At 57.4% G+C, this 11,024-nt stretch carries 8 protein-coding genes and 1 pseudogene; 5 read left to right on the forward strand and 4 right to left on the reverse strand.

What is annotated here, in order from left to right; translation table 11 throughout:
- The 3 genes and pseudogenes from H5U08_RS03255 to aspS all read right to left on the reverse strand — a co-directional run.
- Positions 1-773: pseudogene (locus H5U08_RS03255) on the reverse strand (acetate kinase); the annotation flags it as partial.
- Between the two features lie 55 nt (positions 774-828).
- Positions 829-1,581: a TlpA disulfide reductase family protein gene (locus tag H5U08_RS03260; RefSeq protein WP_297030054.1), complete on the reverse strand. Its 753-nt coding sequence runs from the start codon at positions 1,579-1,581 to the stop codon at positions 829-831.
- A 94-nt stretch (positions 1,582-1,675) separates the two neighbouring features.
- Positions 1,676-3,442 (reverse strand): aspartate--tRNA ligase, encoded by a 1,767-nt coding sequence (gene aspS, locus H5U08_RS03265; RefSeq protein WP_297030056.1) that lies wholly within the window; start codon positions 3,440-3,442, stop codon positions 1,676-1,678.
- A 638-nt stretch (positions 3,443-4,080) separates the two neighbouring features.
- On the opposite strand from aspS, the gene H5U08_RS03270 reads away from it, so the two are divergent.
- From H5U08_RS03270 to H5U08_RS03290, 5 genes are all read left to right on the forward strand, one after another.
- Entirely contained in the window at positions 4,081-5,076 is a 996-nt protein-coding gene (locus tag H5U08_RS03270) for a 6-phosphogluconolactonase (RefSeq protein WP_297030059.1), read from the forward strand.
- Between the two features lie 103 nt (positions 5,077-5,179).
- Positions 5,180-7,132: a hypothetical protein gene (locus tag H5U08_RS03275; protein WP_297030060.1), complete on the forward strand. Its 1,953-nt coding sequence runs from the start codon at positions 5,180-5,182 to the stop codon at positions 7,130-7,132.
- Positions 7,133-7,363: 231 nt separating this feature from the next.
- Positions 7,364-8,452, forward strand: a complete 1,089-nt coding sequence (locus H5U08_RS03280) for a FemAB family XrtA/PEP-CTERM system-associated protein (RefSeq protein ID WP_297030063.1) — start codon at positions 7,364-7,366, stop codon at positions 8,450-8,452.
- 290 nt (positions 8,453-8,742) lie between these two features.
- Positions 8,743-8,931 (forward strand): hypothetical protein, encoded by a 189-nt coding sequence (locus H5U08_RS03285; protein WP_297030066.1) that lies wholly within the window; start codon positions 8,743-8,745, stop codon positions 8,929-8,931.
- A 342-nt stretch (positions 8,932-9,273) separates the two neighbouring features.
- Complete coding sequence (locus H5U08_RS03290; RefSeq protein WP_297030069.1) at positions 9,274-10,215, forward strand: MoxR family ATPase; 942 nt, start codon at positions 9,274-9,276, stop codon at positions 10,213-10,215.
- A 48-nt stretch (positions 10,216-10,263) separates the two neighbouring features.
- On the opposite strand, the gene clpP is transcribed toward H5U08_RS03290, so the two are convergent.
- Positions 10,264-10,935 carry an ATP-dependent Clp endopeptidase proteolytic subunit ClpP gene (gene clpP / locus H5U08_RS03295; protein ID WP_297030072.1) on the reverse strand — a complete coding sequence of 224 codons (672 nt, stop codon included), beginning with the start codon at positions 10,933-10,935 and terminating at the stop codon, positions 10,264-10,266.
- Positions 10,936-11,024: the final 89 nt, after the last annotated feature.

Consider the following 11,024-nt stretch of genomic DNA (forward strand, 5'->3'; position numbering starts at 1 on the left):
GTCAGCCCGTAGTGCTTCTGGACGTATGTGATAATGCCTGGATCCACCGTCCCGGAACGGGTTCCCATCATGAAACCTTCCAGCGGAGTGAATCCCATAGTATTCGTCACGGCTTTGCCACCTTGAATAGCACTTGCCGAGGACCCCTGTCCAAGATGGCAGGTAATGAGCCGGAGACTCCCGACATCACGGCCGAGCATTTCGGCAGCCCGCTCGCATGCATAGAGGTGGCTTGTCCCATGATATCCGAATCGCCGAATCCCCCATTTCTCGTACCATTCATAGGGAACGGGATACAGGTAAGCAGCCGGTGGAATATCGGCGAAAAAACCTGTGTCAAACACGCCGGTCTGCACAGCCCAGGGGAACAGGGATTCGGCCGCTTCGATGGCCTCGAGTCCTGCCGGAATATGCAGGGGCGCCAGGGGCAGGAAACTTTGGATGATCTTTTTGACCTCTTCGTCAATCACCACGGGCTCGCGGAGCGTCTCACCACCGTGTATTAAGCGATGCCCCACGGCCCGGATTTCGGTGTCGGACCCGATGACCCCTGCCTCTTTCAGGGAACTCAAAGCGGAGAGGAGGCCCTCTCGGTAACTGGCCGCTGGAACCCTGGTTTTCGAGGCTCCATTAAGATACTGGAGGCTGATTTCCGCCGACCCCTTGCCCACCCCGAAATCCACCAAGCCCTTGGCGATGCAACTGAGGTCGTTCCAGGTGTACAGGGCCAACTTGATACTGCTCGAACCCGCGTTAATGACCAGGATTTTCATTCGATCCAGCGACTCCAGCCAACCAGTTGTTCGCTTTGTTCCGGGGGACGCTGCGTCACGACTTTCCCGCTACGAGAGCTGACACAGCCCGTTTCAGGTTCTCTCGCGTCGCCCGACTGTATTCGATATCCAGCCACAGAATTTTTCCTGCGCTGTCCAGAAGATAGAGAGCAGGGGGGGCGTGCGATGCAAACTGGCTGTAGTATTTTCCGTCACGATCGATGAGGACGGGAAACTCCACCTGCGCATCCTTCACGAGAGCCGCGAGTTGTCCCTTGTCGTCTCCCACATGAATCGCGATCACGGAAATTCCGGAACTGCCATGGGCTTTCGCGATATCCTCCTGAAGATCGCCAAGCAGATTGGACGCCAGCAGTCGTTCTCTCTGGCCATCTCCTGCAGAGAAGAAAACCAGGACGGTCCCCTTGCTTCCCAGCAATCCTTTTACGTCAGTTTCCTGGTTCTCAAGATTGGGCAACGCCGCGGTAGGAACCACGTCGCCCACAAACAGCTTGCATTGCGCCCGATCGACCTCGGCCATCACGACCGAAGGAATTTTCAATTCGGGTCTTGGTGCCGGTTCGCTTACCGGAGCCTGAGGGCTTGCCGGTTGATCGGTTTCCGTTGAAGACTGACCTGGGCTTGACAGGTTGGAACTGGATGGCGCGGCGACCTGCGACTGGCCCAGGGTTTTAGGTTTCTCTGGAGAAGTGGGTCGCGGACAGCCGAGAGTCACCAGCAGGCCAAGCCACAGGATCACATAGGGCATGGAAAGAAGTTCTGTCCTCCAGGGCCGTTGACATTTCATCGTTTCCCTCCTGCTCTGAATGTAAATGCCACACCGGACGCTCGGCATGGGCCAGGCCAGCCGTTTCCCAGCCTGCCTTCGACCATATGGTATCTTATTTCTCGATCTTTATCCCCAGTTCTTTGAGTTGTTTGGGATCGACCTCGCTCGGGGCACCCGTCATCAAATCGACAGCCCGCTGAGTCTTGGGGAAAGCAATACAATCGCGAATCGAATCCACACCTGCAAAAATCGCCACCAATCTGTCTACCCCAAGGGCAATCCCCCCGTGGGGAGGTGCACCATACTGGAGCGCCTCGAGGAGAAATCCGAACCGATCCTTCGCCCGCGCTTCGTCAATTCCCAGAATTTCAAACACTTCCTGCTGGAGTTCAGGACTGTGAATACGGATCGTTCCGCCCCCAACCTCGGTCCCATTGAGAACAAGGTCATAGGCTTGTGCCCGACATCGCGCCGGGTCGCTTTTGAGGAATTCTCTGTCCTGAGGTCGCGGAGACGTGAAGGGATGATGCATCGCCGTCCAGCCGCCATCTTCCTGATCGATGGCAAACATCGGGAATTCCACAATCCATGAGAGGTGCATATCACGGGGATCGTAGAGTCCCAGCTCGGCGCCAAATCGTTTTCGCAAACCATAAAGGGCTTTACAGGTGACCTCAAAGGTGTCAGCCACAAAGAGGAGCAGATCCCCCGCGTGTGCCTTCATTTTTTCGCCAATCGCTTTTAAATGCGATTCAGAAAAATTCTTGGCCACCGTGGAATTCAGGACATTGCCCTCCTCCACGCGAAACCACACGAGGCCTTTCGCTCCGAAGTCCTGCTTCACCCACTCCGTCATCTCATCGATATGTTTTCGCGAATAACGCGTCGCTCCTCCCGGCACGACCAGGCCCCGTACCCGCTGACCGGTCTCAGCAGCCTCCCGGAACACGCGAAAATCGCACTGCCGTGCAATATCCGTGATGTCTGTCAACTCCATACCAAAGCGAAGATCCGGAGCGTCGTGCCCGAAACGCTCCATCGCTTCGTCGTAGGTCATGCGGGGCAGGGGAAGCGTGAGCTCCTTTCCGAGAATCTCCTTGAACAGACGAGCCATCAAGCCTTCCACAACCGTCATCACGTCATCGGCATCCACAAAGGACATTTCGAGGTCCAACTGGGTGAACTCCGGCTGCCGATCTGCACGCAGGTCTTCGTCGCGAAAACACCGGGCAATCTGGACGTACCGGTCGTATCCGGCCACCATCAGAATTTGCTTGTACAGTTGGGGAGACTGAGGCAGCGCGTAAAAGGTGCCTTTTTGAATCCGGCTCGGCACCAGATAATCCCGTGCCCCCTCGGGCGTGCTTCGCCCGAGCATCGGCGTTTCCACTTCGATGAACCCCAGTTCGTCGAAATAATCTCGCATAATCTTGACCATCCGATGACGCAACATGAGAATCTGCTGCATCATCGGACGGCGGAGATCCAAATATCGATACCGCAACCGAATCTCCTCGCCGGGAAGATCCGGGGCGCTGGGAAGAAACGGCGGCGTCACCGCCCGATTGAGAATCTCGCATTTCTCCGCTCGAACCTCTATCTCGCCGGTGGCTAACTTGGCATTTTCCGTTCCCTCCGGCCTGCGTTCCACAACGCCCGTAACGCGAATCACATATTCCGGACGCAATGATCGGGCAAGCTGATGGAGCTCCTCTCCCGCGTCGCAGGAAAAAACGATCTGCGTCTTGCCGTAACGATCACGAAGATCGACAAAGAGAACCCCTTTGTGGTCCCGATAAGTATCCACCCAACCACACAGGGTAACGCGCTGACCGACGTGCTGAAGACGAAGTTCTCCGCAGGTGTGTGTTCTCAGCAAAGCTTCGACTCCTTTTCCCCAAATTGACACCCCCAGAGACGGTTCATCCCCGCTCTGAGGGGAGTCTGCCGCCAACCGACTAACGGACTGGTCACCAGCGATTGAGCGTTTTTCAGACCACAGATCCTTCTCAGCCACAAACACAAACTTTTTATTTTAGCCCGGCCTCATTTCTTTCATAGGCAGACTGATGCCTACACGCCATTCGGTGCACCGCGACGAGGACTCGCAAGACGATGTCCGATAAGTCCTACCCAATGGCGGCGCGGTTGCAGCGTGGGCCGTGATTAACCTCCTCATGCCGTCTCTTTCGTTTTTTTGCAGGGGCACTTCATGAATTGCCCCTACCACGCATCGAACCTTTGGCTTCTCATGTACCCATCCAGGAAATGGGGATGGGTGAGCCATCGAGATGCTTGACAGAGACCGGAGTGGCCTTATATTAGCTGCCGTCGCGCCACGTCGGTTGGTGTTTGCCACCGCAGCACGCGAGAATACTCATCGGTTCCCACGGCCGTACGCCATGCGAACCGCTGGCACTTGTCCGAAATTCCCGAGTGACCAGCGAAGAAGAACCGTTGTAGGACCGTGATAACAATTTCAACAAGTCCAATCCAGTATCCAGAGGAAGCATGTCCATGGAAGACATCCACGCCGTTCAGCCGGTTTTTGAGCTCCAGTCCCCGCAACCTTCAGCGGTCCTGCCGTTATCAGGGGTCACCGTGGTCGTGTACAAAACGGCAGAAGAAATGGGCCGCGCCTCGGCGATTCGACTGGCACGGGAACAATGCCGACTTGTCGAAGAGCAAGGTCAGGCCAGCTTCATCATCATGGCAGCCCCTTCGGCTTTCGCATTCTATCGCGCGTATGTGCAACTGGCCGAAATGTCTCCGCAGCTTCAACGGGCTTGCTCCCGTACGCATTACTTTCAGTTCGACGATTACCCGCTCCCAGCCCACCATCCGGCTTCGTTTCGGTATCTGCTCTTGAAGCATTTCTTCATACCTTTAGCATCATATTGCGACCCCGGTCGGGTTCATCTTTTTGACGCTGACGCCGATGATCCAGACGCCGCAGCCCGTCGCTACCAGGAGTTGCTTCTGACCCACGGATTGGACCTGCAAATCATGGGGCTTGGGGAAAACGGCCATTGGGGATTCCACGAGCCGGGAATCCCGCTCGATACCCCACCGCAGTTCATGAAAGTCGCGCTGACGGCGGAGAATGTGGACCAGCAAATGCGGGACCATCCCCACATTTTCACAAAACCTGAGGACGTTCCCAGGTCTGCGTACACATGCAGCGTTTCCATGTTTCTCACAACGCGACACGCCATCGAAGGAAACGTTCCGCAGGCCAGCAAGGCCTTTGCACTCCTGGCTGCATTTGGGTCTGATGTTGTCCACGAAGCCGTCCCCGCGAGTGCTCTCAAGCGGTTTGGAAAGGGTGTCGTCCGCACCACAGAGGCCGCGGCGTGGGCGCTCCTGGAATATCGCGACAAGGGTATTGTCACCCGCGACGCCTTGTTCAAAATGGCGGAAAGCCTTCGGGGCCCGCAGTCCAGCGACGTCTCCGCCATCATTTCCCGAATTTGCAACGTCTTTGACACAATGAAGATTACTTACGAACGTTAGGAGGCCTTTGGCCTGATTCTCGGCCAGGGTGGCCTTCGGAGCCGGGATCGCGACGGTTCCGGTTTGCGTTTTCGAGCCAATCACTGAAAGGGAGGATCGTATCGTGCGGCGGATCACACAGCTTCTCATCGCAGGCTTGGCTGCCGGTTTGACGCTTTTTATCGGTTCCCGCATGACGTTCTCTGGTTATGCCGAGGAGCCGTCACTTGCCCCATTTTCCATCCGCTTCATGGGTTATCACTCCTACCTCCGTGACCTCCCGACCATCAAGGAGTTTGGAGCACTCGGCATCGACGTGGTTACCTGTTTTCCTGCCAACACGCTCTCTTCGGTCGGTGTACCGTACAGTCCGTATCCGCCGATCTGGATTGGTCCCGGCATGTACCGTCTGGACTGCGTCGATCAACAAATCCATGACATACTCCAAGCCAACCCGCGAGCGAAACTTGTTTTAGAGATCGATCTCAACACACCCGTGTGGTGGCCTCGTTGGCTGGGGGCAGCAGCCGACCGCGACGATAGTTTCACCAAACTGGGAAAAGTGGCCGCACATCCCGGATGGCGACAGGAAACCCGGGAATACTTGCAGACCCTCCTGAAACATTTGGAAACCAACTACGGTGAACGAATCATCGCCTACGTGCTTGTGGGAGGCATGACGCTGGAATGGCAGGATAAGGCCCGCGGGGAAGAGAGCGCCGTTCGCCGTAAAGCGTGGCGGGACTGGATAATTGCGCAGGGTTTCCCTGACCCCGTGGACATTCCCCCCGCCTCGGTCAGAGAGCACGTGACCCACGGGTTCTTTCGAGATCCGGTCTCCGATCGTCAAAGCATCCTTTACTGGAAGTTTAATGCCGACTTGATCGCCGACACGATTTTGTTTTACGCGAAAGCCGCCCAAGAAGTCATTCGCCATCGCGTTCCTGTCGGTGTGTATTATGGATACTGGCTCGAACACGCCGGAGGACGACTCCTTTACGAGGGACATCTCGGGTTCGAAAAGGTCCTCAATTCGCCAGATGTAGACTTTTTTCTTGCTCCGGGCTCTTACTTCGATCGACAGATCGGCGGTGCAAGCGGATTCATGGTATGCCTCGCGTCTATCCGCCACCACAAAAAAGGTTTTGTCCATGAGATCGATCACCGCACCCATACCGCGAAAAGTGTCACGCTGCTGGGACGCCCCGTGCCGGGACACGAATCGGGATTTCCGAACGAACAGGCCACCATTGCCGGGCTCCGGAGGGAATTCGCCCTGGGACTGATCAATGGGACCGCGCTGTGGTGGTTCGACATGTTCGGCCACTGGTACGACGGTCCCGCGGTCCGCCAGGCCCTCGCAGAGATGGCCAGCCTTTGGCAGCGGTTTTCCCCGGTTCCAACGCATTCTGTGAGCGAGGTTGCTGTGTTCGTTGATAGCGAAAGTTTTTATTACCTGGACGGTCACGCCGCCATCTATAGCGATCTGCTTTCCCGCCAGCGATTTGGTCTATCACGGATGGGCGCACCCTACGACATTTACGTCTTCAGCGATCTGGCCACGGTGGACCTCAGCCGATATAAAATGGTTATCTTCCCCAATTTATTCGTCGTGGATGATGAGAAAGTCGATCTCCTTTCACAAAAAGTTTTCAAAGACCACCGGACGGTGGTGTGGATTTATTCTCCAGGCATCATCCAGAACGGCCGGTATGATCCGAGCGGAGTGGAAAAACTCACCGGGTTACCCGTTGGCGCACAGGAGATCGCAGTGAAGGATTTTCCGGCCTGGCGATCCGTTCTCGCACCGAAACCCAACCTGTCAGCGGCAACGTTACGAGACATCGCGCAAAAGGCGGGCGTGCACATCTACTGCGAAGAGGACCAGGTTTGCTACGTCAACAGCCACTTCATCGCCTTCCATACAGCCCGGCCGGGCGAGTGGCAACTCCGCTTGCGCGAGCCGTGTTCCCGAGTCGTTGAACTGTTCACCGGCCAGGAGATTGGGCACGACGTTTGGCAGATCACATGTCGGGCAGACGGCCCAAACACGTTCCTCTATCTTCTGGAAAAATAGCCGCCGGCCCTACCACGCCGACAGACGGTTTTCTTTCTCTGCCCAGCCGGGAGCTCTTGCCGTGCTTATTGGCCTGCTCCGTGGGCTGCGAGGTGGTGGCAGTTGGCACGCTGATGATTATCATGGTTTTAAACCCATGGTCTTGCTCAGCCCGTTGACCACGAGTGTGAGCCACGTCTGTTGCTGAGCATGTTTTGAGCTCTTGCGTGAGTCCTGGACGGCCGCCGGGGTATGTCACAAGTCCCTCGCCAATACAGTAACATTCGACTGCTGACGGCGGATGATCTTTCCGCTGCGGAGGCAGCTCTGGAAGCGTGTTACAGAGCGAGTGGAACGCCTTTTCTATCGCGTCATCCGCGTTGGTTGCGAGTGCTCAACGAGGCCATGGGGCATCGTCCGTTCTGTCTTGTCGCCTGCCAGCCGCGCGAGAATGCTGGTCCCTCGGAGATGCAAACATATGCAACAATTCTTCCCCTTGCCCAGGTCAAAAGCCCCCTGTTCGGATCACGCCTGGTGAGCCTTCCTTACGTCAATTACGGGGGAGCGATCGGGGAATCCGAGAACGTGCATTCGCTGATTGACGAGGCCGTGTCGCTTGCGGAAACGCTCGGTGTGCGGTATCTGGAGCTGCGTCACGAACATCCCGTAGAACATCCCGCACTTCCCCAGTCCGTTACTGAGAAGGTCCATATGAGGCTGTCTCTTCCCGATACGGTGGAGGCACTGTGGAAAAGCCTTTCACCAAAAGTGCGTAATCAGATCCGCAAATCTGAAAAATTGGGTCTTGTCGTGGAGTGGGGCCGGGAAGAGTGTCTCACGGATTTTTATCGCGTTTTCTGCCACAACATGCGCGATCTGGGTACACCCGTATTTCCTCGAAAACTCTTTGCCGGTATCTTGCGTGCATTCCCCGAAGCCGAGATCGCGGTTGTGCGGCTCAAACATCGGGCACTGGCTGCGGGGATTGTTCTGCATGGACCGGGCGTCACGGAGGTCCCGAGCGCCAGCTCGCTCCGCAAGTGGAACTGGACCTGTGCCAATATGGGGCTTTACTGGGCGATGCTGCAACGGAGCGTCGAACGGGGACAAAAGGAGTTCGACTTCGGCCGAAGCAGTGTGGAGAGTTCAACTTACCGTTTCAAGAAGCAATGGGGCGCACAACCGCACCCCGCACACTGGCAGTACCACGTTTTCCAGGGCACCGTACGCGATCTGCGTCCCGACAATCCCCGCTTCCGTCTCGCCACGGCCCTCTGGCGGCGTCTGCCCGTCTGGTTAACCCGGTGCTTAGGCCCATGGATTGTCAGGGGAATTCCGTAGTTTGACGACTGCTGGGTTTGGTCAGCCTGTCACTGGGAATGGAAGGCCGCGGCACTGATTGACCGTCTCATACAGGGCCAGGAGGCGATTCAGGCTCCAAGGAGACGGGGGCGAGCCTGCGGGTTGTGAAGGGACCTTCCCTCAGCTCCGGGGCGCAAGTCAGCCAGGCGACAAGATCAGCCGCCAGCAGGTCCCATGAGCACGTTGTCTCGCGGGTTTCTCCCAGCGGCCAAGAATTGATCGCGCTCGGCACGCATTTCCAGCGCGGCCGGTCATCGGTGCAGCGGGAGGTGGCAGCGCGCAAAGCGGGTGGTCCGCTCACGCAGACCAACGGGGCAGGCGAGGTGGAACCGGTCGCCTGGGTCGGCGTGTCGGAAGGGGAGCCCTCCGTGAGCCAAGCCCCCCATGCGGAAAAGCAATTGCGCGAGGGTGCACCGGCAGGGGGGACCGCCGAAGCCTGGCGGGCAGTCAAGCCCTGAGGTAGTACTGGCATTCTCCGCGACCGTCTGAACCTGGCGAGGACGGGCCATACCCCAGGCAGTTTGTCCGCGAAGTGTCGGCTGCTGGCGGAGGTTTTGGATCAAGGGTTGTATGGGGCTGGCGTATCTCTTCCTGGCAGTGAGCCGGTTCTCCCGCCGATTCCGCGGAGAACCCACGCGAGGGCCGTCTTTTCTTTCGGGGCTGGGCGAAGGATAGCGAATCTGGCTAGACTATAATTGGGGCGTCGGGCCGGGTAGGGCAGTCGCTGCTGGTCATTGATGCTCCGCTCAGCTTGTTTCCGCCAACATGAGACAGTCATTTGGTTCGGGCGTATTTGCCTTATGGACAGCGAGACATTTCGCCTTCTCCAGGCCCTGCGGGACAATATCAACGGTGTGCTCCTCGGCAAACAATCGGTCGTGGAGATGTGCCTGATCGCCCTGTTGGCCGGGGAACACCTCCTCCTCGAAGATGTTCCAGGAGTGGGCAAAACGCTGCTGGGCAAAGCGATTGCCCGAAGCATTGCGGGTGTTTTCCGTCGTATCCAGTTCACACCGGACCTCCTGCCGTCGGACATCACGGGGAGCAACTTGTATCATGCGGATCGTCGCGAATTTGTCTTTTATCCTGGGCCGATTTTTGCCAACGTCGTTCTGGCCGACGAAATCAATCGTGCCACTCCCCGCACGCAAAGCGCTCTTCTGGAGGCCATGAACGAAGCGCAGGTGACGGTGGAGGGCAAAACCTATCCCTTGCCCCGACCATTTCTTGTCATTGCCACGCAGAATCCGCTGGAATTCGAGGGAACGTATCCCCTGCCGGAAAGCCAGATGGACCGGTTTCTGCTGCGGATTTCCGTGGGGTATCCCACCCGCGACTTCGAACGGGAACTATTGGAGCAGCATCGCAACGGGGAACCGGTGGACTCGCTTGAGCCGGTGCTCACGACGGAGCAGGTGCTCGCGCTGCAGGCGGCTGTTCGGGAGGTTCGCATGGAGCGATCCGTGCTGGAATATCTCCTCGACCTGGTGGAAGCGACCCGCAAGTGCCCGGAAATCCGCGTGGGAGCCAGTGTCCGTGCGTCGCTGGTCCTTTACCGGGCGGCGCAGGCTCGGGCATATCTTGAGGGACGCGATTTCGTGGTGCCTGACGACATTCAGGCCCTTGCCGTTCCCGTCCTCGCTCACCGTGTCATCACCCAGGGGTATCTGCACGGTGGCCAGCGAGACGCCGTCGAGGCACTCATCCGCCGCCTGGTGGAAGACACACCGGTGCCTGCGTGATCGGCGTTCTCGGGCAGCTGACGTTGGGAGGTGCCCACGGGGGAGAAATTACTGCCCTTCCACAGGCTCCGGGGCACGCTCGATCACGTGGTCGATCAGTCCGTAGTCGCGGGCTTCTTCGGCGGACATGAAACAATCGCGGTCCGTGTCCTTTTCGATTTTCTCAAGAGGATGTCCCGTGTGTTTGATCAGGATGCGGTTGATCCGTTCTTTGAGGTTGCGAAATTCCTTGGCGTGAATCATGATCTCAGTGGCGGTTCCCTCGACACCAGCCATCGGCTGATGGATCATGATCCGGGAATTGGGCAGGGCATAACGTTTTCCTTTTGTTCCCGCCGCCAGGAGCACGGCCGCCATGGAGGCCGCCTGTCCGATGCAATAGGTGGCCACATCGCAGCGGATGAACTGCATGGTATCGTAGATGGCCAGGCCCGCGGTGACACTCCCGCCAGGTGAGTTGATGTAAATATGGACATCCGCCTTGGGGTTTTCTGACTGCAAATAAAGCAATTGTGCGACCACCGAGTTGGCGAGTTCGTCCGTGATGGGAGCACCGATAAAGACGATTCGATCTTTGAGCAGGCGACTGTAAATATCCATCGCCCGCTCTTCGCGACCGGTCCGTTCAATAACGAAGGGGATCAACGTCATGTTTGAGTCTCCTGACCATTGCGAGTTGTTTTCGTTGAGCGAGTCGCTTCCCGGGCTTTTCCTTGCGATGGGCCACCGCCGACACCTGCACGTCCCAGGGTGATGGTGGAATTTCGAGCTGTGCCGGTCTTTTTAAAGCCGACTCCCCGAATCATTAC

Origin of the sequence: Thermogutta sp. (assembly GCF_014359955.1) — a bacterium.
Classification (GTDB): Bacteria; Planctomycetota; Planctomycetia; order Pirellulales; family Thermoguttaceae; genus Thermogutta.

Coding starts and splice junctions, on each gene's coding strand:
- H5U08_RS03260 (WP_297030054.1), bottom strand. CDS start 1,581: ATGAAATGTCAACGGCCCTGGAGGACAGAACTTCTTTCCATGCCCTAT.
- H5U08_RS03270 (WP_297030059.1), top strand. CDS start 4,081: ATGGAAGACATCCACGCCGTTCAGCCGGTTTTTGAGCTCCAGTCCCCG.
- H5U08_RS03280 (WP_297030063.1), top strand. CDS start 7,364: ATGTCACAAGTCCCTCGCCAATACAGTAACATTCGACTGCTGACGGCG.
- H5U08_RS03290 (WP_297030069.1), top strand. CDS start 9,274: ATGGACAGCGAGACATTTCGCCTTCTCCAGGCCCTGCGGGACAATATC.